We start from the raw sequence: 23,821 nt of genomic DNA on the forward strand, positions 1-23,821 counted from the left end.
GTGGCCGACCAGGTGGCGGTCAATTACCGCAAGGCCGACATCAGCGCCCGCCAGCGCGCCATGCTGGACTTCGCCATGAAGGTCTGCGAACGCAGCCATGAAATCTGCGAGGCCGACTTCGAGGCGCTGCACGCCCACGGCTTCGATGATGAGGACATCTGGGACATTGCCGCCATCACGGCCTTCTTCGGCCTGTCCAACCGCATGGCCAGCTTTGCCGGCATGCAGCCCAATCCCGAGTTCTTCCTCATGGGGCGCGTGCCGCGCGAGAAGAAGTAGGCTGGCCGACCTGTGCCCCCTGGCGCGCAGCAGCACCCTCGACCAAACCCCGGCATATCTCCCCCACCTGCCCCACGGCCCCCAGCAGGCGCGGCGTGGGCTCGTTGGCGCAGTTCAGGCGCAGGTGGTTGGGCAGGTCCGAGCGCGATGAAAACAGCGGGCCGGGGCTGACGCCAATGCCCAGCTCCAGCGCGCGGCGGTGCACCTCCAGTGCATTCACCTGGCGCGGCAACTCCACCCACAGCAGAAAGCCCGCGCGCGGGGCCGAGACACGGGTGCCGGGCGGAAAGCTGGCCTCGACCCTGGCCGTGACGGCCTGCACCCCGGCCTGCACGCGGGACTTGAGACGGCGCAGGTGCCGGTCGTAGTCGCCGCTGGCCAGCACCTCGCTCACGGCGGCTTCCAGCAGCGGCGCACCGGCCCAGTCGCCCGCCAGGCGCACCTGCAGCACCTGGGCATGGAAGCGGCCCGCCGCAATCCAGCCCACGCGCCAGCCCGGCGCCAGGGTCTTGGACACCGAGCCGCAATACAGCACGTTGCCGCTGCCGTCGAAGGCCTTGCAGGCCGGCGGGCGCTGGCCGTCGCCTGCAAGGTCGCCATAGACATCGTCTTCGATCAAGGGAATGCCCGCCCGCTCCAGCAGCGCCACCAGGGCCTGCTTGCGCTCCACCGGCATGCTGGCGCCCAGCGGGTTCTGCACGGTGGGCGATGCCAGCACGGCAGCCGGCCGGTGGCGGGCAATGGCCTCGGCCAGCGGCTCCAGCAGCAGGCCTTCGCGGGGATCGGTGGCAATCTCCAGCGCCTTCAGGCCCAGGTCCTCCAGCAGCAGCAGGCTGCCGAAATAGGCGGGCCGCTCTACGGCCACGACATCGCCGGGCTTGCACACGGCGCGCAGGGCCAGCCGCACGGCCTGGGTGGCGCCTGCCGTCAGGACCAGGTCATCGGGGCCGAAGCGCGCACCCCATTGCGCGGCCCGGGCCGCGATCTGGCCGCGCAGGTCGGCGCGGCCCGGCGGCATGCTGTAGGTCTGCCCGTGCGCGTCCAGGCGGCGCCCGGCGGTCTGCAGCGCGCGCTGCAGCCGGGCCGTGGGCAGCCAGGCCGGATCGGGCAATGCCGCACCCAGCGGGATCAGGCGCGTGTCGGGACTGCTGAACAGCGAGCGCGCCAGGGCCGACAGGGTCACGGGCACGGGGCGCGACGACGGGCGGGACGCCTGCAACGCCGCGCCGCCGATTGCCTGCCGCACAAAGTAGCCCGAGCGCGGGCGCGCCACGATCAGGCCCTCCGCCTCCAGGCAGCGCAGCGCCTCCAGTGCGGTCGGCAGGCTGACCTGTTCGCGCTCGGCCAGGCTGCGGGCGGAGATCAGCCTGTCGCCGGGGCGCAGTGCGCCGCAGGCCAGCGTCTGGCGCAGGGCCTGGGCAATGCGGCGGTACTGGGGCAAGGGTTCGTTGGTGGTGGGCATGCCAATCTGTACAGGTCAGTTTTCTTGGATTCTGCTTATACAGGCATTGGCTGCCCGGATTTATCGTTGCAGCCATCAAGCAACCCGAGGAAACCCATGCAAGCCAGCAATTTCGATCTCCAGGCCTACTTCCGCCGCATCGGCTTCAGTGCCGGGGACTCCGCCCAGGCGAATGCCGCCACCCTGCATGCGCTGATGCGCCAGCAGCTGTTTTCCGTGCCTTTCGAGAACCTCGACGTGCAGGCCGGCAAGATCGTCTCTCTGGTGCCCGAAGACATTGCGGGCAAGATCCTCGGCGGCGCCCGGGGCGGCTACTGCTACGAGGTGAACGGCCTGTTCGCCATGGCGCTGCAGGCCCTGGGCATTGCCTACCGCTTTGTGGCGGCGCGGCCCATGTTCTATCCGGCCCGCCGCCCCCGCACCCACATGGCCCTGGTGGCCGAGGTCGAGGGACGGCGCTGGCTGTGCGACCTGGGCTTTGGCAGCTACGGCATACGCGCCCCCATGGCCCTGGACGTGCTGGACACCGAGGTCCGCCAGGACGGCGACACCTTCCGCCTGAGCCTGGATGACCAGGGCGAGTACCTGCTGCAGGCCCGCGTGGACGGTGAATGGGCCAACCAGTACGCCTTCAACCTGTCGCCCCAGGAATGGGTGGATTTTGCCCCCGCCAACTACCTGAACTCCACGCACCCGGATGCCATCTTCGTGCAAAAGCGGGTGGTGGTGCTGCACCAGCCGGCCGGCCGCATGATCCTGGTGGGCGACGCGCTCAAGACCATCACGGCCAGCGGCACCGAGACCAGGCAGCTGGCGCCTGATGAAATCCAGCACGTGCTGGGCAGCCTGTTCGGGCTGGCGACCGAGCGCCAGGCGGCCGCCGTGTGCTGACTCTCTAAGCCAGGCGGGTCGAATCCCGCTCGATCAGCTCGAACCCCAGGTCGAACGCCGAGCGCCCGGCACTGTGGCCCTTGCAGCGTGCCAGCACGAGTTCGGCGGCCAGGCGGCCTATGCCCGGTCCGTCCACATGCACGGTGGTCAGCGACGGCAGCAGGTGGGCCGCGAAATCGGCATTGCCGAAGCCCGAGACGGCCAGGTCCACGGGCACGCGCAGGCCGCGCGCCTGGGCTTCCACCAAAATGCCATGGGCCAGCATGTCCGAGCTGCAGACCACGGCCTGCAGATCGGGCTGCTGCGCCAGCAACTGGCCCAGCGCCTGCCGGCCCAGCTCCAGGCTGCCGGGCGCGGACACGGTGACCGTGGGCACCTCGCGGCCCCAGGCTGCAAGAAAGCCCTCGCGCCGCTGCTGGGCCCGGTGGTCGCTGCCCGTGGCCATGCCAACGCGCTGCAGGCCGCGCGAGAGGAAATAGCCGGCCAGCGCGCTGCCCACCTTGAGGTGGGAAAAGCCCACCACCATGTCCAGCGGCCGGTCGCTGAAGTCCCAGGTTTCCACCACGGGAATGCCGGTCCTGCGCAGCCGCTCGCGCGCCTTGTCGGACTGCACCAGGCCCATCATCACAATGCCGTCGGGCTGGCGCCCGATCATGGCGTTGAGTACCTCCTCCTCCCGCTGCTCGTCGTAGAAGGTCTGTCCCAGCAGCAGCTGATAGCCCTCCTGCGCCAGCGTTGCCGTCAATGACTGCACCGTGGGCAGGAATTGAGACACTGACAGCGCGGGCACCACGCCCGCCACCATGCGGCTGCGGCGGGACTTGAGCCCGCCGGCCAGCAGATTGGGGATATAGCCCGTGGCCTCCACGGCCTGGCGCACGCGCTCGCGCGTCTTCTCCGAAACGATGGAAGGATTGCCCAGGGCGCGCGAGGCCGTGATCAGCGAGACGCCGGCCGCCTCGGCCACGTCGTGCAGCGTGGCGGGCCTGGGTGGTGTGGGTGTGTTCATGGGCAAGCGCGATCGCGGGCTGGTATCGGGGACGGGCCTGAAGATAGCAGACCGCCCTCCACGCACGGGCGCCAGGCCTGCCCTGCATCGCAGAAATCGTGATTGACAGCCAAAATGACAACGATATCATTTTGTTGGAAGCGCAAATCCTTGCATCTAAAAAACGGCATCTGCGCTTTTTCATTTCCACGGAAATGACAACGATGTCATTCATAAACCAGGAGACAAGATGAACCACATTCTTCGTGCCATGGCGCTGGCCCTGGCCGCGCTCACCGCCTTTTCTGCCTCGGCCCAGGCCTGGCCCGACAGGCCCGTCACCCTGGTCGTGCCCTTCCCCGCCGGCGGCTCCACCGACCAGGTCGCGCGCGCCGTGGCGCCCAGGCTGGGCGAGAAGCTCAGGCAGTCCTTCGTGGTGGAGAACAAGGCCGGCGCCACGGGCACCATCGGCGCGGCCTTCGTGCAGCGCGCGGCGGCGGACGGGCAGACCTTTCTCGTCACCTCGCTGGGCCCGCTGGTCATCGTGCCCCACCTGATCAAGAACCTGCCCTACGACGCCCTCAAGGACTTCGACCTGATCACCGTGGCCGTGCAGTCGCCCAACGTGCTGGTCGTGCCTGCCGCCTCGCCGCACAGGAGCGTGGCCGACGTGGTCGCCCACCTCAAGGCCCATCCGGGCAAGATGAGCTTTGCCTCAGCCGGCCACGGCTCCAGCGACCACCTGACGGCCGAACTGTTCTGGCAGCAAACGGGCACCCAGGGCGTGCACATCCCCTACAAGGGCGGCGCACCCGCCCATGCCGACCTGATCGGCGGCCAGGTCGATGCCTCGTTCCAGAACATCAATGCCGTGATCCAGCACATCCGGGCCGGCAAGATGCGCGCCCTGGCCGTGACCAGCCCGCGCCGCTCGCCCGTGCTGCCGGACCTGCCCACGCTGGCCGAGGCCGGGGTGAAGAACGTGGAGGTCGCCTCCTGGCAGGCCATCGTCGCGCCCAAGGGCCTGCCGCCTGCGCTGCGCGACAAGGCCCATGCGGCCTTTGTCGAGGCGCTCAACGATCCCCGGGTGCGCGAGCAGTTCGTCTCCATCGGCTACGAGATGGTGGCCGGTACGCCCCAGCAGTTCGCCGAATTCCAGCGCCAGGAATACGCGCGCTGGAAGACGGTCATCGAGGCCGGAAAGATCAGCATCGACTGATGCCTGCCCCTGTCCTTTTTCCAACCACCGCACTCCCGCAGCCATGACCTCTTCCGCGCTCTCCGAAACCACCAGCCAGGACCGCATCCAGTGGATACGCCTGTCGTCCTGCTACCTCCCCCTGGCCCGGCCCATCAGCGATGCCAAGGTGCTCACGGGCCGCCAAAAGCCCATGACCGAGGTCGCCATGCTGTTCGCCGAGATCCAGACCCGCGACGGCCACCGGGGCCTGGGCCTGAGCTACGCCAAGCGCGCAGGCGGCCCCGGCCAGTTCGCCCATGCCAGCGAGATCGCCCCCCAACTGCTGGGCGAAGACCCCAGCGACATCGCGCGGCTGTGGACGCGCATGTGCTGGGCCGGCGCCTCCGTGGGCCGCAGCGGGCTGGCCGTGCAGGCCATCGCGGCCTTCGACGTGGCGCTGTACGACATCAAGGCGCGCCGCGCGGGCCTGCCGCTGTCCAAGCTGCTGGGCTCGCAGCGCGAATCCGTGCGCTGCTACAACACCTCGGGCGGCTTTCTGCACACGCCGCTGGATGAACTCAAGCGCAACGCCAGCGCCTCGCTGGAGCGCGGCATTGGCGGCATCAAGCTCAAGGTGGGCCAGCCCGACTGCGCGCTGGACATACGGCGTGTGGAGGCCATGCGCGCCCACCTGGGCGATGCCGCGCCCATCATGGTCGATGCCAACCAGCAATGGGACCGCCCCACGGCCCAGCGCATGTGCCGTGTCTTCGAGGAATTCAACCTGGTCTGGATCGAGGAGCCGCTGGACGCCTACGACCACGAAGGCCATGCCGCGCTGGCCGCGCGCTTCGACACGCCGATCGCCACCGGCGAGATGCTGACCAGCGCCGCCGAGCACGGCGATCTCATACGCCACCGCAGCGCCGACTTCCTCATGCCCGACGCGCCGCGCGTGGGCGGCATCACGCCCTTCCTGCAGATCGCCGCCCAGGCCGAACTGGCCCACCTGAGCCTGGCGCCCCACTTCGCCATGGAGCTGCATGTGCACCTGGCCGCCACCTGCGCCAACGAGCCCTGGGTGGAACACTTCGACTGGCTGGAGCCGCTGTTCAACGAACGCCTGGACATCGCCGATGGCCGCATGCTCGTGCCCACGCGCCCCGGCCTGGGACTGAGCCTGAGCGAGCAGGCGCGGCGCTGGACGCGCGAAAGCGTGGAGTTCGGGGAGCGGGGTTGAGGGAATTGGGGCGTCAGGCCTCAAAGGCTTACGCCCCGTACTGCAGAGAAATGGCGCCATCAGTCACTGGAGTAGGCCCAGACTCAATGGGACCTACTTTCATTCCAGCGGCCATTCGAGATAGATGTAATTACCTGAAACAAAAAAGAAAAGGTCGGACAGAAGATTGTTACGATGCTTGCCGCCAGACAACGATCCGCCCAAATTGGGGATTGCAAACCTGCACGCCAGCCTGCCGATCAAGGGAAAAATGCGAGTGGTAAGCCCCCGTCCCGATTGCAGCCAGCCCGGACACTCTCCATCACTTTGCGGTATCGACATGAAGATTGGCGTATAGCAACGAAAGGCGAATTTTGATCAAACCAAATTTTCATCGGCTATGGCAGGAGTTTCCTGACCACGTCAGATTCAAGACCATGAAAGATCTATACACAGAACTGGGTGGTGCTGCCGAGAAAAATATCTACTTACCAGGCTTCGGTCCCAATGGAAACACATGTGCCAGCCGGTTGAGCGTTGCCTTCAACAAGGCCGGTGCGCCGATCAACGCAGCCTTGGCGGGTACGGCTGGTGCACGGACATTGGGAACAAAAGACGGTTCTCGCATCATTTATGGCGTAGCAGATTTTCGATCCTATCTTTTGAAATCACTTGGCAAACCATCCACTGATGCCGTCAGCCCATATGATGACAAATTTCGCGGCCTGAAAGGCATCATTGCCTTCAGCGTGAACTGGAGTGGCGCCACAGGTCATATCGCCTTATGGAATGGAGTCCATTATCGTGAACCGGGCTATGACAACTACTCCACTTACACAAATCCGGACAACCCATCCATCAAAACTTCACTTGGTGAATTTTGGGAGCTCACTTGATGCGCATGGCTTTGCTGGCATGTGGTCTGGTCATCGCCGGATGCACCCCAGACACGAATCCCGCAGGTGGCACTCGCACGCAAGTGCAGCGCGACGTTGAAAGCTATGCCATCGCAAGCTGCCTGACCCAGCAGGCCGAGCCCTATCTCAAGGACCAAGGAGATGCCTGGGCATCCGTTGTCGTGCAGCGCATGCACGGGGATATCGAAGTGCTGGTGGGCATTGCCGAGCAGGTGCAACGGGAGAACACCAAGGGCGATATGGCCGTCATGCGCGACGAAACCCGTCCCGGGCAGGGCAAGCCATTGCCCGTGCTGCACTGTGGCGAGGTGATCGACCGGCCCGCCGTGCACGCTGCGATTCAAAAGGCGATTGCGGCACTGCGCCCATCCTACGAATCCAGGTAGGCCAGGCTGTTTCCCGAAAATCCGGGTTGAGGGTGGGCGACCAGCCCTTACCCATCCAGCCCGTACTTGCGGATCTTGTCGTGCAGCGTGGTCTTGGGCATGGACAGGGCTTCGGCCGTGCGCGCCAGGCTGCCGGCGTGGCGGCGCAGGGCGTCGGCGATGAGGGCGCGCTCGAAGGCCTCGACAGCGGCGGACAGCGGCCGGGGCGCGGCGTCCTGCGCGGTGGTGCCGGCCGGCTGGCCGAAGGGGGGCGAGCCGGTCTCGATGCCCAGCACCGTGCGCTCGGCCACGTTGCGCAGCTCGCGCACGTTGCCGGGCCAGTCATAGCCCAGCAGTTGCTGCACGCGCGCCGTGGTCAGCTCGGGCACGGGCCGCTGGTGGCGCGCCGCGCCCTGCAGCGCGAAGTGCTCAAACAGCAGCGGCACGTCCTCGCGCCGCTCGCGCAGTGGCGGCAGCGAGACGGTGGCCACGTTCAGGCGGTAGTAGAGGTCGGCGCGGAACAGGCCCTGCCTGCTGAGCTCGAGCAGATCCACCTTGGTGGCCGCGATCACGCGGCAGTCGATGGGGATCAGGGTGTTGGAGCCCAGGCGCTCCAGCACGCGCTCCTGCAGCACGCGCAGCAGCTTGATCTGCATGGGCAGGGGCATGCTCTCGATCTCGTCCAGGAACAGCGTGCCGCCGCTGGCGTGCTCCAGCTTGCCGATGCGCTTCTTGCCCGCGCCGGTATAGGCGCCGGCCTCGCTGCCGAACATTTCGCTGTCGAACAGCGTGTCGGGCAGGCCGCCGCAGTTGACGGCCACGAAGTTGCCCTCGCGCCGCGCGCTGGCTTCGTGCAGGCAGCGCGCCACCAGTTCCTTGCCCGTACCGGTCTCGCCCTGGATCAGCACATCGGCCGCGCTCTGCGCCAGCCCCGTGAGCATCTGGCGCAGCTGGCGCATGTTGGGCGCGCGGCCTATCAGCCGGTGCTCCAGGCTGTCGCGCTGGTCCAGCTGCTGGCGCAGCGCCCGCACCTCCAGCACCAGGCGCCGGCGCTCCAGGGCGCGGCGCACGGCGCCGACCAGGGTTTCGGGGGCGAAGGGTTTCTGGATGAAGTCCTGGGCGCCGTCCTTCATGGCCTGCACGGCCATGGAGATGTCGCCGTGGCCGGTGATCAGCACCACGGGCAGCTCGGCATCCATGGCCACCAGTTCGCGCAGGAAGGCCATGCCGTCCATGCGCGGCAGGCGGATGTCGCTGACCACGATGCCCGCGAAGTCGCGCGACAGGCGCCGGCGCGCCTGCTCGGCGCTGCCCACGCTTTCGCAGGCGATGCCTTCGAGCTGCAGCGCCTGCTCGCAGCCGAGCACGATGTCGGGGTCATCCTCGATGATCAGGACTTTGAGGGCGTCGGTCATGGTGTGTCGGCAGAGGGTGTGGAGGGTGCCAGGGCCAGGCTCAGCGTGAAGACGGCGCCGCCGCCCGGATGGTTGCTGCCCGTCAGCGTGCCGCCGCATTCACGCACGATGCCGGCCGACAGCGCCAGCCCCAGGCCCAGGCCCACGCCCTCTTCCTTGGTGGTGAAGAACGGCTGGAACAGATGGGCCTGCGCCGCTTCGCTCAGGCCCGGGCCGTGGTCGCGCACGGTGACCTGGGCGCGGCCATCGGCCACGGCGCAGGCCAGCTCCAGGCAGGGCGCGGGCTGGCCGCGCATGGCGTCCAGGGAGTTGTTGATAAGGTTGATCAGCACCTGCTCGATGCGGTTGCGGTCGCACCAAGCCACGGCCTCGGGCACGCCGTCATCGCGCAGGATGCGGGCGCCGGTCTCGGCCACGCGCGACTCCAGCACGGCCAGCGCATTGTCCAGCGCATGCGCCAGCGGCACGGCCTGGCTGGCGCCGCTGGACTTGCGCGCGAAGTTGCGCAGCTGGCCGGTGATGCGGCCCATGCGGTCGGCCAGCTGCGCCATGCGCTCCAGGTTCACGCGCGTGGTTTCGGTATCGCCGCGCTCCAGAAAGCGTTGGCTGTTGCCGGCCAAGGTGCGCAGCGCCGTCAGCGGCTGATTGAGTTCATGGGCCACGCCCGTGGACAGCTGGCCTATCACGGCCAGCTTGCCGGCCTGCACCAGTTCGTCCTGGGCGGCGCGCAGCGTGGCCTCGGCGTGGGTGCGCTCGGCCACTTCGGCCTGCAGCGCCTCGTTGGCGGCCGACAGGTCGGCCGTGCGCTGCTCCACTTTGCGCTCGAGCTCATCGTGCGCGGCCTGCAGCGCCTCGCGCGCGGCCAGCCGGTCGCGCAGGTGGCGGCGGCGCTCGTTGACCATCATGGCCAGCAGCAGCACAAAGGCCGCACCCACGGCCGCGGCCAGCGCGCGGCTCTGGGCCAGCTGGTCGACCTGCTCCAGGTGCGAGAGCACGGTGATCGTCCAGGGCGTGCCAGGCAGCTGGCGCGACTGGGCCAGGAAGCGGCCGCTGACCGGGTAGACCGAGCCCGGCGATTCCTCGCCATGGCGGGCAATGCGCACCAGGCGCGCGCCCTGGCCCAGGTCGCGCAGCACTTGCAGGCCCAGGGGCTCCAGCGCGCGGCGGTTGTACTGGCGCGTGTGGTCGAAGGCGGCGCGCGTGCCCTCGTCCAGCGTGCGCAAGGTGGTGAATTTCCAGTCGGAGACCGTGCCCAGGATGACGACGCCGTTCTCGTCGCCCACCAGCACGGGCGCCTCCACCGTGGACCACGATTGCTCCAGCTGGTCCAGGCTGACCTTGACCACGGCCACGCCCAGCGTGTGGGTGTCGTCGCCCAGGGTGGAGGCCAGGTAGTAGCCGGGCTCGCCGCGCGTGGTACCAATGCCGAAGAAGCGCGCGCTGCCCGTGGCCATGGCGGTGCGGTAGTAGGGGCGAAAGCTCAGGTCCTCGCCCATGTAGCTGTCGGTGCGCCGCCAGTTGCTGGAGGCCACGACGTGGCCGCGCGCATCGACCAGGTAGGCGGTCAGCGTGCCCGCACGGTCGTTGAGCTGCTCCAGGTAGGCGTTGACGCGGTTGGTGAGCTGCTCGTCGCCGGGCTCGGCCAGCAGCCTTTGCACATTGCCTTCCAGTGCCAGCACGTCGGGCAGGAAGGCGTATTTGCCGATCTCGCGCTGCAGGCTGGCGCCGTACAGCTCCAGCCGGTGCATGCCCGTGGCACGCAGATCGGCGATGCCCAGCCGCTGCGCCAGCAGGTACGCACCCCAGCCGCTCAGCCCGCTCAGGGCAAGCCACAGCAAAAGCAGGATGAGCTGGCGCAGGGGGCGGCGGGCGGGCATGGTGAAGGCACCGATGTTATCAGTGCCCCCCAGCGCCGCCTGGGCCTCAGGCCGAGACAGCGGGCCGCCCTTGCTCGGAATGGTCCGTGGGCAGCAGGGACTCGTCGTCATCCGTGGCCGCGGTCGGATCGACGGCGCCTTCCCACTTGGCCACCACGGCCGTGGCAATGGCATTGCCCAGCACATTGGTCAGCGTGCGGCCCATGTCCAGGAAGTGGTCGATGCCCAGGATCAGCAGGATGCCCGCCTCGGGCAGGCCGAACATGGGCAGCACGGCGGCCACCACCACCAGCGAGGCGCGCGGCACGCCGGCAATGCCCTTGCTGGACACCATCAGCACCAGCAGCATGGTGATCTGGGCCGTCAGCGTCATGTCGATGCCGTAGGCCTGGGCGATGAAGATGGCCAGGAAGGTGGTGTAGACCATCGAGCCGTCCAGGTTGAACGAGTAGCCCAGCGGCAGCACGAAGCCGATGATGCGCGGCTTGATGCCGAACTTCTCCAGCTGCTCCATCAGCTTGGGATAGGTCGATTCGCTGCTGGCCGTGGAAAAGCCCACCAGCAGCGGGCCGCGGATCAGGTTCAGCAGGCGGAAGATGTCACGGCCCAGCACGCAGTAGCCGGCCACGATCAGCAGCACCCACAGCGTGGCCAGGGCCAGGTAGAAGCACAGCATGAACTTGCCGAACACCGACAGCATGCCCAGCCCATGGATGGTGATGGTGCCGGCCACGGCGCCGAACACGCCCACGGGGGCGAAGCGCATCACGTAGTCGGTGACCTTGAGCATGATGTGGACCACTTCGTCCATCAGGCCCACCATGGAGCGCGCGGCCTGGTTGTGCAGGTTGCCCAGCGCAATGCCGAAGAACAGCGCGAACACAAGGATCTGCAGCACCTCGTTGGTCGCCATGGCCTCGAAGATGTTCTTGGGGAACACGTGGGCGATGAAGTCCTTGAGGTTCAGCGCCGAGGTCTTGAGGTTCAGGCCCTCGGCCGACGACGGCAGGGCCACGCTCAGGCCATGGCCGGGCTGCAGCACGTTCGCATAGATCAGGCCGATGGCCAGCGAGCAGAACGAGGCCACGATGAACCAGCCCAGCGCGCGGCCGCCGATGCGGCCCACGGCCTTGGCGTCGCCCATGTTGGCCAGGCCCGACACCAGGGTGGCGAACACCAGGGGCGCAATGATCATCTTGATCATGCGCAGGAAGACATCGGTGAGGATGCCGAAGTAGCTGGCGACTTCCTTGGCGGCCTCGGGCGTGGGTGCGTAGCTGTTGCAGGCATAGCCCACCAGCACGCCGAGGACCATGGCCACAAGCACCATGGTGGTCAAGCGGTTGAATTTCATGCGGATTTTTTCGTTGGACGTATTTCGGTCTTGCAAGCGAGCCCGCCCACCACGGCTGCCGGCACGGGCCGGATGCCACAGCGAAGACGGGCTTGTCTCCCTGCATACACAACCACGATGCACGTGGCCTGCGCCTGACAGTGCACAGACCGTGCCAGCCACATCCGGCACCTGCACCCCGCGCTAACTGCTTGATTCGCCTATATCGACCTTACTTTTATGCATAAGGTGGCACGGAAATCCGAACGATGGAACGCCTGCATCGTTCGGAAAACCGGATGGCCGGGCCTGCCGCCTCCGGCCCTCCCGGCCGGCGCTATCATCCGCACCGGCCCCCTGTCACGGGGCCGGTGCTTCAAAACACCTCCATCACACAGCGGCACAACCTCTTCGAAAGCGAGGTCTGTCAATGCAATTCACGGATCAATGCAATCGCAAAGGCCAGTGAATTCGCTTTGCAATGGAGCATCAAGCATGAACACCGTTTTCCTCGCACTCGCCTGCGCGCCCTCTGCTGGCGCCGCCCCTTCCACACGGAGGGCCAAGGCATGAACCCCACCACCCAGCCCAGTCCCGACACGGACGGCCACACCACGCGGCAGCTGTCCAATGCCCTCACCCAGGTAGACCATCTCGTGCAGCAAGGCTGTGCAGAGATTTCCGCCATCGCCCAGCTCGCCCTGGCATGGCTGGAGACGCCCAAGGGCCATCGCCACATGGACGTGGTGGCCCGCGCCCTGCAAAGCATCCGCGACAGCGCCGAGACACTGGCCGACTACGCCGGCACCGAGGCCCAGGCCATGGGCTGCGGGTTTGAAGACGCGGCCGAGATGCGCCGTGCCGAAGCGGCCGAGGCAGCCGCCAAAGCCATGGCGCAACTGTTTGAACGCCGGCCGGTGCCCGGGCAGGACGGCAGCAGCGGCTGATGTTCCGGCGCCTGTAGAGGGGCCCGCTCTCCCAGGGTCCCGCACCGTGTCTTCACCGGTGCGCCAACCCTGCCTCAACCCTGCGCATGAGGCCCCAGGCGAAAAACGCTCACGGACTGCACAAGGTCATGCGCCTGCTGGCGCAGGCTCGTGGCTGCCGCCGCCATTTCCTCCACCAGGGCTGCGTTTTGCTGCGTCGCCTGGTCCATCTGCGTGACCGCCTCGCCCACTTGTGCCACGCCGCTGCGTTGTTCGGCGGAAGCCGCGCTGATCTCGCCCATGAGGTCGGTGACGCTGCGTATGCTCGTCACCACTTCAGCCATGGTGCCCCCCGCACGGTCGGCCAGCACAGAGCCCTGTTCGACCCGCTCGACGCTGTCGGAGATCAGGGCCTTGATCTCCTTGGCCGCCGCCGCGCTGCGGCCGGCCAGGCTGCGGACCTCGGAGGCCACCACAGCGAAGCCGCGGCCCTGTTCACCGGCACGCGCAGCCTCCACCGCAGCGTTCAGCGCCAGGATGTTGGTCTGGAACGCGATGCCGTCGATGACGTTGATGATGTCGGCGATGCGGCGCGAACTTTCACTGATGCCCTTCATCGTGTCCACGACCTGGGTGACCACCTCGCCCGCCTGCCCGGCCACGCCGCTGGCCCGCTGCGCGAGCGCGTTGGCCTTGCCGGCACCCTCTGCGTTCTGGGTCACGGTGGCTCCGAGCTGTTCCATGGAGGCCGCCGTCTGTTCAAGCGCGCTGGCCTGGCTCTCGGTTCGCGAGGACAGGTCGGTGTTGCCCTGGGCAATCTGCGTGCTTGCACTCGCCACGGATTCGCTGCCGCTGCGCACGACGGCCACGACCTGCGATAGCGCATCACTCATCTCGCCGAGGCTGCGCAGCAGGGTCCCCACTTCATCGTGGGTGGTGGCCTCCACCCGCTGCGTCAGATCACCGCATGCCACCGCGCGTGCCACCTGGATGGCCCGGCCGATGGGGCCCGTGATGGAGCGCGTGACCCAGGTACCCAGCAGAGCGGCCAGCACGACGGCCACCAGCGCGCCGCCCAGCTCGAACGCCAACGTCATTGCCGCCAGCGACTCGGTGCGCGTCAGGCGCTCGGCCATGAGCTGTTCCTCCTCACGCACCAGGTCCACCTGCAGTGCGCGCAGCCCATCCATGGCCGCCTTCTCGCGCCCCAGGGAGAACTCGCGAACCAGATCCTCGACCGTCGCCGTGCCGTCCTGGACTTGCCGCCGCAGCGCCTGCAGCGGCTGCACCGCCTGCACGAATTCACGGTGGCGCAGCCGGATTCCGTCGAGCCGGCGCTGCTGGGCGGGGTTGTCCTCGGTCAGGCGTACGGCCTCCTGCCAGGAGGCCTCGAACTCCTTGAGTCCTTCATCCCACGGGGCAAGAAAACGGGAGTCACCCGACAGGAGATAGCCCCGCGAGGCCGTCTCCATGTTGACCATGCCCGTGAGCATGCGCTGTCCCTGGGACATGACCTTGAAGGTGTGCTCATTCCATTGCTGGGCCTCCTTGAGCCGGGACTGGCTGCTCACGGCCAGCGCGATGACAAGAAGAAAAATGGCGATGACGCATGCGAAGGCAGCTGCGAGACGGCGGGCCAGTGGCCAGTTGGACAAATTCATGATGATCATCGGTACGGACTGCGTGGCCGGAAAGACTGCACAAGGGCGCGGCGATCATGGTGTGAAGCCTCGCCTGCGCCTGGGGCAGTCATCTCCTGGCCGGGATCTACAAAGCACTCGCGCCAGCGGCTGCCGGGTGGCGGCCAGCGGGTCCGCGCTTTGTTTCTCTATGTAATATATTGGACAAAACATATTTTTGTCCTAGACAATTCGCAAAATCCCTCAAAACATCCCGGCCATGACCGGACGTTTTGTCCCCTTCAGATCAATGACGCCACTTTCTGACCCCCTGCCTTTGGCGCCTGGCCCCGGGCTGCCCATCTCGGCCGTCGAACGCGAGACCGGACTTGCCAAGGACACCCTGCGTGTCTGGGAAAGACGCTACGGCTTTCCAAGGCCTGAACGGGATTCGGCAGGCGATCGCCGCTACCCGGCGGACCAGGTTCGACAACTGACCCTGATCCGGCGGCTCATGGATACGGGACTGCGCCCCAGCAAGCTGATGGGCGTGGATCTGGACGGCCTGCAGGCGCTGCTGGCCCGCGCCGACACCTCGCCGAGCGTGGATTTGTCCAGGACAAATTCAGAGAATGCAGCAGACTCTGACCGCTTCGCACCCATGCTCGACGCCATTGCCGCACATGATCCCGCCCAGCTCAGGCATTGCCTTAGCCTGGCCCAGTCGCGCATGGGCCTGGCCGGTTTCGTGACCACGCTCGTGGCCCCGCTGACCGCAGCGGTCGGCGAATTCTGGGCACAGGGGCGTTTTGAGGTGTTCGAAGAGCACCTGTACACCGAGGTGCTCACCGGCGTCTTGAGGCAGGCAATCGCCTCGCTCGCCCCCCCTTCCCCGCCGTCCACGCCCAAGGTGTTGCTGACCACGCTGCCGCAGGAGATGCATGGGCTGGGACTGCTCATGGTCGAAGCCCTGCTGGCCCTGGAAGGCTGCAACTGCGTATCGCTGGGCACCCAGACGCCCATCGGCGACGTGGCACAGGCCGCGCGGGCGCATCGCGCCGACATCGTGGGGCTGAGCTTCAGCAGCTCGCACAACGGAGCGATGGCGCAGGCTTGCCTGGGCGAGCTGCGCAGCCACCTGCCGCCGTCCATCGAGTTGTGGGCCGGTGGAGCTTGCCCGGCGCTTTATTCCAGCCCGGTCGCGGGCATGACGCCGGTGCGCCATCTCACGGATCTGCAACCGCTGGTCGCCCGATGGCGGCAGACGACAAGAACATCAAGGACATACGCATGAACTTTCCCGCCCCCCGCACCATCTTCATCGCCAGGCGGCGCACCCTGCTGGCAACGGCCCTTGGCGCCGGCCTGCTGGCCAGCGGTTGCGCCAGCATGCGCCCGCCAGGCTCGGTCACGCCCGTCTCACCGTTCGACCTGCAGCGCTACCAGGGCCTGTGGTACGAACTGGCACGGCTGGACCATGGTTTCGAGCGGGGCATGACCGATGTGACCGCCGAGTACACGCCGCAGGCAGACGGCAGCGTGAAGGTGGTGAACCGGGGGTTTTCCGTGCCCCGGGGCAAATGGCAGCGTGCCGTCGGCAAGGCCTTGTTCACGGGCAAGCCGGACACGGCTTCGCTCAAGGTCTCCTTCTTCGGCCCGTTCTACGGCGGCTACCATGTGGCCGCCCTGGACCCTGACTACCGCTGGGCGCTGGTCCTCGGGCCGGACATGCAGTACTGCTGGATACTGGCCAGAGAGCCGAAACTGCCCCCGCAGACGCTGCAATCCATCGTCGCCAAGGCCGCGCAACTGGGCGTCGATACCGGCGCGCTGATCTGGGTCAGCCATGAGCGGCACCAGGAAGCGCACAGCCAGGAGGCCTTGTGAACGGTGCGCCCCCCGTCGCGGTGATCGGCGCGGGAATGGCAGGTTTGGCATGTGCACAGCTGCTGGCCGATGCTGGCTGCCGCGTGGATATCTTCGAGAAAAGCCGAGGCCCATCCGGGCGCATGAGCACGCGGCGCGCGCAGGATCCGCAGGGTGCGTGGCAGTGCGATCACGGCGCTCCATCGTTTGCGGCCCAGGACCCGGAGTTTGTGCAGGAGGTGCGCCAGTGGGAGCAGCACGGCGTTGTCGCCGCCTGGCGTCCGCGCGAAGTGCGCCTGCAGGGCAAAGACGTGGTGCCAGCAGATGGGGGCCCCGACCGCTGGGTGGGCGTGCCGCGCATGACCTCTCCCGCAGCGTTTCTTGTCCAGCGGCTTGCACAACAGGGGCATGGCGCACGGCTGCACCTGCAAACCACGGTTCAGCAGTTGCAGTACGAATCTGCCTGCTGGACTGTGCACTGTGCCGAACACGGGCAGATCGGATCGGAATACTGCGCCCTGGTTTTGGCAGTGCCTGCACCGCAGGCGGCAGCCTTGCTGGGGCCGGTCTCGCCCTATGCGTCGGCACTGGCTGCCAGCGCGCGCATGCAGCCTTGCTGGGTGGCCATGCTGCGCACCGACGCCCCCCTGCCGCTGGACTGGGATGCGGCAGAAATCACGGATGGCCCGCTGTGCTGGGTGGCACGCGACAGCGCCAAGCCAGGACGACAGGGGCCGCAAGTGCCGCAAGGACCTCAGACCTGGGTGCTGCATGCCAGTGCACGGTGGAGCCAGGATCACATCGAGTCGGACGCCGAATCCGTGGCCCGGCAACTGCTGCAGGCATTCGAGGCCCTGGCCGGGCCACTGTCCGGCTCTCTGTACGACTCTCTGCCAGGCGGCCTGCGCGTCACTGCCCACCGCTGGCGCTATGCGCTGCCGGCGCCGCACCTGGTCAACCGCTGCTGGTGGGACGCACCTGCGGGCCTGGGCCTGTGCGGCGACTGGATGTGCGGCGCAGGCGTCGAAGGCGCCTGGCTCAGCGGACGGGCGCTGGCCCGGCGCGCCCTGGCCACGCTGACGCGCTGAACGGCAGGAACGCCCGCGCCATGCACAAGAAGCCCCACCTGCCCTCCAAGCTGTGTGCGTGCTGCGGTCTTGCGTTCACATGGCGCAAAAAATGGGCACGTGATTGGGACGAGGTCAAATACTGCTCGCAGCGCTGCCGCAACGCGCGACTGCCGCGTGATCCCACTCCCCCATCTGCAGGCCGTCAGCCAAGGCGCTGACCTCCAAGCGGGCCATGCGTCCCGCACATCCTGGGAGCCCTGGATTGCCGCCAGGCCGGCCCCATAATGCGCCACCCATTGATATCAAGGAATTGGCACCTATGTCTTCCGGCGGCTTTCACGTCCACGGCCCACACGATCACGAACTCGAACATGCTGCCCAGGGCGAGCATGGCCAAACCGCCCACCACGGCATCGGCGGCGGCAGCCTGACCAACCAGATCGCCATGTGCACGGCAGTCATCGCCACGGTGGGCGCCATCTTCGCGTACATGGGCGGCGCCACCCAGGCCAATGCCGGGCTGTACAAGAACGACGCAGCCATCAAGAAGACCGAAGCGGCCAACCAGTGGGCCTTCTTCCAGGCCAAGAGCACCAAGCAATCGCTGTCCGAGTTCGCACGTGATCTGGCGACCACGGAGGACAGGCGGGCGGCCTACCAGGCCAAGGTGGAGCGCTACGAAAAGGAAAAGGACGACATCAAGCGCGATGCCGACCGCCTGGAAGCCGAGGCCCGGCAATGGGACGAGAAGTCCGAGATGCAGATGCATCTGCATCACCGCTGGGCGCAGGCCACCACCGCGCTGCAGGTCGCCATTGCCCTTGCAGCCATCGCGCTGCTGACCAAGAAGAAATGGCTGGAATACGCCATGCTCGGCGTGGCAGCGCTAGGCCTTGGCGTGGGCGGGCTGGCCATGCTGCACATCTAGAGCGTGTAGCAAAGCCGCAAAGCCGCATATCCGCCTTGGAAGGCAGCTGTGAAACAGCCCCCTGATTCCCCGGCCTTGCCCGCGGCTCAGTCCTCGCTGGGACGGGGGTAGCCAGCCTCTGCCCAGGCTTGCGCAGACGTCCGGGTGAGCTGATGGTCCGGCCTGACTCCCACCTTGGCCAGCTCGCTGCCGTCGGCAGCAGTGGCGGTGAGCGTGGCGCTGGGATTGTCCTCATCGGGCTCGATATCCAGAGAGACGGTCACGCGTGACCCGCTCACCACGATCTGCACATCCTTGTGCAACTGCGCTGCCAGATGCTGCTCATGCCGGCGCATCACCTCGTGCGCCGTCTTCACGAGCGTGTTGAAGGCGGAAACGTCCAGCGGCTTGGGATTTTTCTTGTCGCGGCCCATGGTCCACGGGCCGACCAGGCTTGGCTCCACCTGGCCGTCCTGGGTCATGGCAACGGCCCAGCCATCGTCGTCTTCATTCTTGATGACGCGGGCCTCCCAGCCGTTGTGATGCCAAAGGCGGTCTTCGAAGATTGAGACGACTTCTTGTTCGAGTTCTGCGGACATGTCCAGACCCTTCCCTTGTGAAAACTATCGAGCCCGAAATTCTACTGTCCATCCATACAGTTCGCGCTCAGGGGTCTATTCCCAAACCGTGGACTCCCAAGAGACGAAAATGCTTCCCGATGGCACCGGAGACGGCATGAACAACGACCTTGCACACCAGGACCCTGAACTGTTGCGCCGGCTGCTGCGCGCGAAGGACAGCATTGACGCCGCATCGCACGAGGCCTGGCCTGTCGGGCGACTGGCGCAGGTCAGTGGCGTGTCCGAAGCGCACTTCGCCCGGTCGTTCAAGCAGGCCTTCGGCAGTCCGCCGCACCGGTACTTGCTCACGCGGCGCATCGAGCGGGCAATGACGCTGCTGCGCGAAACCGATCTGGCCATTACCGACATCGCCTTTGATACAGGCTGGGCAAGCCTGGGCACCTTCGGACGCACCTTCCGCGATATCACAGGCGACAGTCCCAGCGCAGTCCGGGTGCGCGCCCGGGCGACGATGCACGAGCTGGGCCTCGTGCCCGCCTGCATCGTCAGCGCCGCGCACCGCCCCGACCTCACGACCGCAGTTTCGGAGAAGCGACACCGGGCAACAAGCGATACAAACGAACCCGAACAACAGGAGATCCCATGATTCAAGGCGTTGAAGTGGTTGGTTTGTATGTGCGCGATCAAGACGAAGCACTCGCGTTCTATGTCGACAAACTCGGGTTCCGCGTTCACACGGACGTGGCAAACGGCGACTATCGCTGGCTCACGGTGCAGCACCCGGAACAGCCGTCGTTCCAGCTCGGCCTGTTCACACCCGGCCCGCCCGTGCTCGACGCAGCAACGGCGCAGGCAGTGCGCGCGATTGTGGCCAAAGGCGCCATGCCGCCCCTCGTACTGACCGTGGATGACTGCCGCGCGGCCTACGACCGAATGCTCGCAAGCGGAGTGGAATTCACGCAGGAACCCGTGGCACGGTACGGCACCGTGGACGCGGGCTTCCGCGATCCGTCGGGGAACGGGTGGAAGATGATCCAGGCGCGCCGCTAAGGGAGGCCGCCTTGAACTGGAACCACCGGATCCGGCAGATCCACCGCTGGCTGTCAGTCGCCTTCACGGTCACCGTCATCGCCAACTTCATTGTCCGGGCGCAGGGGGAACCTCCCTCCTGGGTCAGCTACTCGCCGTTGCCCCCGCTCTTTCTCTTGCTGTTGAGCGGTCTGTACCTCTTCGTGCTGCCGTACGCCTGCATGCGACGCAGTGGAACAAGGAAGCCAGGCGATGCAAGGTAGGTGTCTTGGCCATTGAATGGCCGCCAGCAACCGAAGGCCACAGCCGGGCGTCGCCAGCCGGCTGCTGGCCGGTGGCTTCAGGCTGGGAACAGTCTTTCGGGGCGAGCTGATCGACTGTCCGCAGTCGACCCCATAAGGAACATCTGCAACTAACTCCCCTGCTCCTGGCCAGCGGCACCGAATGCGGGAATCCTGGAGAACACGTCGCCCATGAAGTCCATGAACGCGATGGCCCGTGTGGGAAGCAAGCGGTTTGCGACGTAGACGATCTGAACAGGCACATGCGGGGCGGTATGTTCCAGCAGGATGCGCTGCAAGGCCCCGCTTTTCAGCCCCCCCTCGAACAACCACGCGGGGCCGTGTCCAACCCCCAAACCGGCGATGACCGCTTCGCGAACCGCGTCGGGCGAGTTGACCCTCAACCGGCCTGAAACCGGAACTTCGGCGTCACGGAAGCGCCATGTCGCACCGGACGACAACAAGGTGTAGACCACGCAGTCGTGGTCACGCAGTTCATCGGGCGTCTGTGGCTCTCCGCGTTTGGCCAGATAGTCCTTGCTGGCAACGAACACCCGCTCGTACGAGCCGACGCGCCGAGCTCGCAGCGCACTGTCTTCAAGATGTCCAATGCGAATGGCAAGTTCAGTCCCCTCGTTGACGAGGTCCACGTAGCGATCGCTGATTTGCAGGTCCAGGGCCAGCCTCGGGTAGCGCTCCAGAAACGCGGGGACGTGGGGCATCACGAAGGTGTGTGCCAGTGAGGTGGGACAGGCCACGCGCAAGAGCCCTGAAGGATCGACGCTGTCCCGGAACGAGGATTCCGATTCGTCCACGGCATCCAGGATGCGCCGCGCGTCGGCGTAGTAGCGCTCACCCTCCGGCGTCAGGGAGAGCTTGCGTGTGGACCGGTGCAGCAGCCGTGTCTGCAGGTGCTCTTCCAGCGCCGCCACGTAGCGGCTCACGTTGGGTTGTCCCAGGCCCAGGTCGCGCCCCGCAGCAGAGAAGCTGCCTGTCTCCACGGCGCGGGCAAAGCAGGTCATCCAGAGCAGTCGGTCCATGTTTTTCCTTTTATTCATGCCAATTTTGCATGAAATATATTGAAAAACCATATCTTATGTATTCCAAGACATGAATGCACATTACTCCCAGGCGGCCGCGGTTGGTCGTCACCCCAAGGAGAATTTCATGTCACGCCTGCAAGGCAAACGCACCCTCATCACCGGCGGCACCAGCGGCATCGGCCTGGAGACCGCCAGGCAGTTTCTGGCTGAAGGTGCCCGTGTCATCGTGACCGGAGTCAATCCCGATTCGATCGCCAAGGCCCAGGCCGAACTCGGCCCAGAGGTCCCGGTGCTGCGCGCAGACTCGGCCAGCGTCGCCGCACAGAAAGAACTGGCTCAAGCCGTAAAGGACCGCTTTGGCCAGCTGGACGTCGCCTTCCTCAACGCCGGTGTGTCGGTCTGGCGTCCCATCGAGGAATGGACGGAAGAGATGTTCGACCGCCTGTTCGATGTCAATGTCAAGGGGCCGTACTTCCTGCTTCAGTCCCTGCTGCCGGTGTTCGCGAATCCCGCTTCCGTGGTGCTGACCACGTCCATCAGCGCCCATGCCGGTGCGGATCGCTCGTCCGTCTACGCCGCCACCAAGGCAGCGTTCCTGAACATGTCCAAGACGCTGTCAACCGAACTGCTCGGGCGTGGCATCCGTATCAACGCGGTCAGTCCCGGCCCCGTCGAGACACCGCTGTACGACAAGCTGGGCATCCCCGGCGCCTACCGCGAGCAGATCAACAAGGACATCGTGGCAACCATCCCGCTCGGCCGCTTCGGCACCTCCGAGGAGGTGGCCAAGGCTGTGCTGTACCTGGCGTCCGACGAATCCCGCTGGACGGTGGGCTCTGAAATCGTGCTCGATGGCGGCCGCCTGCTCAACCGCTGAGGACGCAGCGTGTGCGGTGTGTCACCGCCTGTGGCTACCGCACCCCCACTTCGAAAGAGCTTCATGATCGAGCCCCGCCTCACCCTCGTCAGCCATCCGCTATGCCCCTTTGTCCAGCGAGCGGCGATCGTCCTGCTGGAAAAGGGCGTTCCCTTTGACAGGATCACCATCGATCTGGCCGCCAAGCCCGACTGGTTCCTGGACATGTCGCCGAACGGCAAGGTCCCGCTGCTGCGCGTGCGCCAGCAAGACGGAACGCAAGCCGTGATCTTCGAGAGCATGGTGATCTGCGAGTACCTCGAAGAGTCGCAGGGCGGCGCACCGATGTATCCACGCGACGCACTGGCGCGTGCCCGCCAGCGGGGCTGGATCGAGTTCGGCACCGCGACACTTGCGCACGCCTGGCAGTTCCTCAACGCCATCGACCGCGCGGCTGCAGATGCCAAGCAGGCAGCGTTCCGGCACCGCCTCCAGCAACTGGAAGCGGAGCTCGGGTCGGGGCCCTATTTCGACGGCACCGCGTTTGGCATGGTGGACGCCGTCTTCGCTCCTGTTTTTCGCTACTTCGACAGCCTGGATCCAGCGGTGTCGCACGCCATCTTCGAGAACCTGCCTCGCGTGTCGGCATGGCGCAACGCACTCGCGCTGCGACGCAGCGTCATCGATTCCGTGGGAAGCGACTATGCGCAGCGGTTCAGGCAGCACCTGCGTGAGCACGCCGCGCTGCTCGCCGGCTGACCCGTGGGGATTCAGGGCTCCGTGGCCCGCAGTTCGTCGTGAAGCCAGTCCACCAGCTTCACCACATCGGGGCGGCGGCTGAGGTGGGGCGCGGTCCAGGACACGAGCCGGTTGGGGCCGCGCACAAAGCCCATGGGCGCCACCAGGGTGCCGCTCATCAAGTCGTCGCGCACCAGCATGCGCGGCACATTGGCCATGCCCAGGCCGCAGCGCGCGCCCTGGATAAGCAGGTAGAAATGCTCGAACGACTGGTCCACCCGCAGGTTTTGGTCTGGCTGCGTGCTGCAGCGGGCCCAGTCGGCCCAGGCGTTCGGGCGGGTGCGGGAAACCATGAGCTGCGCTCGCGCCAGGTCTTCGAAGGAAGCGATGCGGTTCTGTCGCAGGTACTCGGGCGAACACACCGGTCCGATCCACTCGTGCGCGACGTCTGCACGCACGGCGTCCCGGGGCGGTTCGATCGACGACAGCCGGATCGCCACACTGACGTTGTCGTGCGCAAAGTCGATCGGCCCGTGGCTCATGTTGAAGCGCAGCTCCACCTCGGGGTGAGCTTCCTTGAAGCGACCCAGCCTGGGAATGAGCCAGTACATCATGATCGACTCCGAGCAGGCCAGGGTCAGCGGGCCCGGCTTGAGCTGCTCGACGCTGGACTGGATCAGTCCGAAACCCTTCGAGAGGCCCTCCGCCAGGCGCTGCCCTTCGCCGGTCGGCATGGCCCCCTGCGCCGTGCGCTGCAAAAGTGCCAGACCCAGCGTGTCTTCCAGCATCCGGATGTGGCGGCTGACCGCGCCATGCGTGACCGACAGTTCCTCCGCCGCCGCGCTGAAGCTGCGCAGGCGCGCCGTCGCTTCAAAGGCCCGCAGTGCGTTGAGCGAGAGGCGGTGGGGGGTGGTCATGGATGCACTTTCCAACTAAGGGTCAACCTGGGTGCCGTGTGAGTTTAAGTCACAGCCTACCG

The 23,821-nt window shown here is 66.5% G+C and carries 26 protein-coding genes; 16 read left to right on the forward strand and 10 right to left on the reverse strand.

The features are described from left to right. Positions 1-279 (forward strand): peroxidase-related enzyme (locus tag DA1_RS21690; RefSeq protein ID WP_155737663.1); only part of this gene is annotated, 279 nt, incomplete at its 5' end. Here DA1_RS21690 and DA1_RS21695 read toward each other — a convergent pair. Continuing rightward, positions 248-1,741, reverse strand: a complete 1,494-nt coding sequence (locus DA1_RS21695) for an aminotransferase-like domain-containing protein (RefSeq protein ID WP_034394762.1) — start codon at positions 1,739-1,741, stop codon at positions 248-250. The genes DA1_RS21690 and DA1_RS21695 overlap by 32 nt on opposite strands. Positions 1,742-1,837: 96 nt before the next feature. Between DA1_RS21695 and DA1_RS21700 the strand changes: the two genes are divergently transcribed. Beyond that, positions 1,838-2,632: an arylamine N-acetyltransferase family protein gene (locus DA1_RS21700; RefSeq protein WP_034394766.1), complete on the forward strand. Its 795-nt coding sequence runs from the start codon at positions 1,838-1,840 to the stop codon at positions 2,630-2,632. Positions 2,633-2,636: 4 nt separating this feature from the next. Here the strand turns inward: DA1_RS21700 and DA1_RS21705 are convergent, their stop codons facing one another. Continuing rightward, the gene (locus DA1_RS21705; protein WP_034394769.1) at positions 2,637-3,641 is read right to left on the reverse strand and encodes a LacI family DNA-binding transcriptional regulator; all 1,005 of its coding nucleotides are present in this window, start codon (positions 3,639-3,641) and stop codon (positions 2,637-2,639) included. Between the two features lie 229 nt (positions 3,642-3,870). On the opposite strand from DA1_RS21705, the gene DA1_RS21710 reads away from it, so the two are divergent. Continuing rightward, entirely contained in the window at positions 3,871-4,839 is a 969-nt protein-coding gene (locus DA1_RS21710) for a Bug family tripartite tricarboxylate transporter substrate binding protein (RefSeq protein WP_034394772.1), read from the forward strand. Between the two features lie 43 nt (positions 4,840-4,882). Next, complete coding sequence (locus tag DA1_RS21715) at positions 4,883-6,040, forward strand: L-talarate/galactarate dehydratase (protein WP_034394774.1); 1,158 nt, start codon at positions 4,883-4,885, stop codon at positions 6,038-6,040. A gap of 99 nt (positions 6,041-6,139) precedes the next feature. Here DA1_RS21715 and DA1_RS30610 read toward each other — a convergent pair whose 3' ends face one another. Beyond that, positions 6,140-6,361: a hypothetical protein gene (locus DA1_RS30610; RefSeq protein WP_155294289.1), complete on the reverse strand. Its 222-nt coding sequence runs from the start codon at positions 6,359-6,361 to the stop codon at positions 6,140-6,142. Between the two features lie 95 nt (positions 6,362-6,456). Here DA1_RS30610 and DA1_RS29960 point away from each other — a divergent pair, with 95 nt between their 5' ends. Next, positions 6,457-6,915: a T6SS effector amidase Tae4 family protein gene (locus tag DA1_RS29960; protein WP_080518216.1), complete on the forward strand. Its 459-nt coding sequence runs from the start codon at positions 6,457-6,459 to the stop codon at positions 6,913-6,915. Positions 6,916-6,998: 83 nt separating this feature from the next. After that, entirely contained in the window at positions 6,999-7,322 is a 324-nt protein-coding gene (locus tag DA1_RS21720; protein ID WP_230590878.1) for a hypothetical protein, read from the forward strand. A gap of 47 nt (positions 7,323-7,369) precedes the next feature. Here DA1_RS21720 and DA1_RS21725 read toward each other — a convergent pair whose 3' ends face one another. The 3 genes from DA1_RS21725 to DA1_RS21735 are packed head-to-tail and all read right to left on the reverse strand — an operon-like array spanning position 7,370 to position 11,947. Beyond that, positions 7,370-8,716: a sigma-54-dependent transcriptional regulator gene (locus DA1_RS21725; RefSeq protein ID WP_013801992.1), complete on the reverse strand. Its 1,347-nt coding sequence runs from the start codon at positions 8,714-8,716 to the stop codon at positions 7,370-7,372. Next, complete coding sequence (locus DA1_RS21730) at positions 8,713-10,593, reverse strand: sensor histidine kinase (RefSeq protein ID WP_034394780.1); 1,881 nt, start codon at positions 10,591-10,593, stop codon at positions 8,713-8,715. The genes DA1_RS21725 and DA1_RS21730 overlap by 4 nt, the downstream gene beginning before the upstream one ends. 46 nt (positions 10,594-10,639) lie before the next feature. Continuing rightward, positions 10,640-11,947 (reverse strand): dicarboxylate/amino acid:cation symporter, encoded by a 1,308-nt coding sequence (locus DA1_RS21735; RefSeq protein ID WP_034394783.1) that lies wholly within the window; start codon positions 11,945-11,947, stop codon positions 10,640-10,642. Positions 11,948-12,495: 548 nt separating this feature from the next. Between DA1_RS21735 and DA1_RS21740 the strand changes: the two genes are divergently transcribed. Beyond that, positions 12,496-12,873, forward strand: a complete 378-nt coding sequence (locus DA1_RS21740) for a hypothetical protein (RefSeq protein WP_034398693.1) — start codon at positions 12,496-12,498, stop codon at positions 12,871-12,873. A gap of 74 nt (positions 12,874-12,947) precedes the next feature. Here DA1_RS21740 and DA1_RS21745 read toward each other — a convergent pair whose 3' ends face one another. Continuing rightward, positions 12,948-14,522 (reverse strand): methyl-accepting chemotaxis protein, encoded by a 1,575-nt coding sequence (locus tag DA1_RS21745; RefSeq protein ID WP_034394787.1) that lies wholly within the window; start codon positions 14,520-14,522, stop codon positions 12,948-12,950. Between the two features lie 229 nt (positions 14,523-14,751). On the opposite strand from DA1_RS21745, the gene DA1_RS21750 reads away from it, so the two are divergent. From DA1_RS21750 to DA1_RS21765, 5 genes are all read left to right on the forward strand, one after another. After that, complete coding sequence (locus DA1_RS21750; protein ID WP_034394790.1) at positions 14,752-15,765, forward strand: MerR family transcriptional regulator; 1,014 nt, start codon at positions 14,752-14,754, stop codon at positions 15,763-15,765. Next, a complete protein-coding gene (locus DA1_RS21755) occupies positions 15,726-16,358 on the forward strand; it encodes a lipocalin family protein (protein WP_034394794.1) in 633 nt (210 codons plus the stop codon). Before DA1_RS21750 ends, DA1_RS21755 begins: the two co-directional genes overlap by 40 nt. Next, complete coding sequence (locus DA1_RS21760; RefSeq protein ID WP_034394797.1) at positions 16,355-17,425, forward strand: NAD(P)/FAD-dependent oxidoreductase; 1,071 nt, start codon at positions 16,355-16,357, stop codon at positions 17,423-17,425. Before DA1_RS21755 ends, DA1_RS21760 begins: the two co-directional genes overlap by 4 nt. A 20-nt stretch (positions 17,426-17,445) precedes the next feature. Continuing rightward, positions 17,446-17,625 carry a DUF2256 domain-containing protein gene (locus tag DA1_RS29965; protein ID WP_080736916.1) on the forward strand — a complete coding sequence of 60 codons (180 nt, stop codon included), beginning with the start codon at positions 17,446-17,448 and terminating at the stop codon, positions 17,623-17,625. Positions 17,626-17,726: 101 nt separating this feature from the next. After that, positions 17,727-18,335, forward strand: coding sequence for a DUF4337 domain-containing protein (locus tag DA1_RS21765; RefSeq protein WP_012206105.1), 609 nt, complete (start codon positions 17,727-17,729; stop codon positions 18,333-18,335). A gap of 86 nt (positions 18,336-18,421) precedes the next feature. Here the strand turns inward: DA1_RS21765 and DA1_RS21770 are convergent, their stop codons facing one another. Beyond that, complete coding sequence (locus DA1_RS21770) at positions 18,422-18,913, reverse strand: hypothetical protein (protein ID WP_034394802.1); 492 nt, start codon at positions 18,911-18,913, stop codon at positions 18,422-18,424. 136 nt (positions 18,914-19,049) lie between these two features. Here DA1_RS21770 and DA1_RS21775 point away from each other — a divergent pair, with 136 nt between their 5' ends. Then, positions 19,050-19,541: a helix-turn-helix domain-containing protein gene (locus tag DA1_RS21775; protein WP_034394805.1), complete on the forward strand. Its 492-nt coding sequence runs from the start codon at positions 19,050-19,052 to the stop codon at positions 19,539-19,541. Continuing rightward, entirely contained in the window at positions 19,538-19,945 is a 408-nt protein-coding gene (locus tag DA1_RS21780) for a VOC family protein (protein ID WP_013801980.1), read from the forward strand. Before DA1_RS21775 ends, DA1_RS21780 begins: the two co-directional genes overlap by 4 nt. Positions 19,946-20,336: 391 nt before the next feature. Here DA1_RS21780 and DA1_RS21790 read toward each other — a convergent pair whose 3' ends face one another. Then, a complete protein-coding gene (locus tag DA1_RS21790; protein ID WP_034394811.1) occupies positions 20,337-21,245 on the reverse strand; it encodes a LysR family transcriptional regulator in 909 nt (302 codons plus the stop codon). Between the two features lie 127 nt (positions 21,246-21,372). Between DA1_RS21790 and DA1_RS21795 the strand changes: the two genes are divergently transcribed. Beyond that, on the forward strand, positions 21,373-22,125 hold the full coding sequence (locus DA1_RS21795; RefSeq protein WP_034394814.1) for an SDR family oxidoreductase: 753 nt from the start codon (positions 21,373-21,375) through the stop codon (positions 22,123-22,125). A 63-nt stretch (positions 22,126-22,188) separates the two neighbouring features. Further along, complete coding sequence (locus tag DA1_RS21800) at positions 22,189-22,863, forward strand: glutathione S-transferase family protein (RefSeq protein WP_034394817.1); 675 nt, start codon at positions 22,189-22,191, stop codon at positions 22,861-22,863. An 11-nt stretch (positions 22,864-22,874) separates the two neighbouring features. Here DA1_RS21800 and DA1_RS21805 read toward each other — a convergent pair whose 3' ends face one another. Next, complete coding sequence (locus DA1_RS21805; RefSeq protein WP_034394820.1) at positions 22,875-23,759, reverse strand: LysR substrate-binding domain-containing protein; 885 nt, start codon at positions 23,757-23,759, stop codon at positions 22,875-22,877. Positions 23,760-23,821: the final 62 nt, after the last annotated feature.

It is taken from the genome of Delftia acidovorans NBRC 14950, from assembly GCF_001598795.1.
Taxonomy (GTDB): domain Bacteria; phylum Pseudomonadota; class Gammaproteobacteria; order Burkholderiales; family Burkholderiaceae_C; genus Comamonas; species Comamonas acidovorans.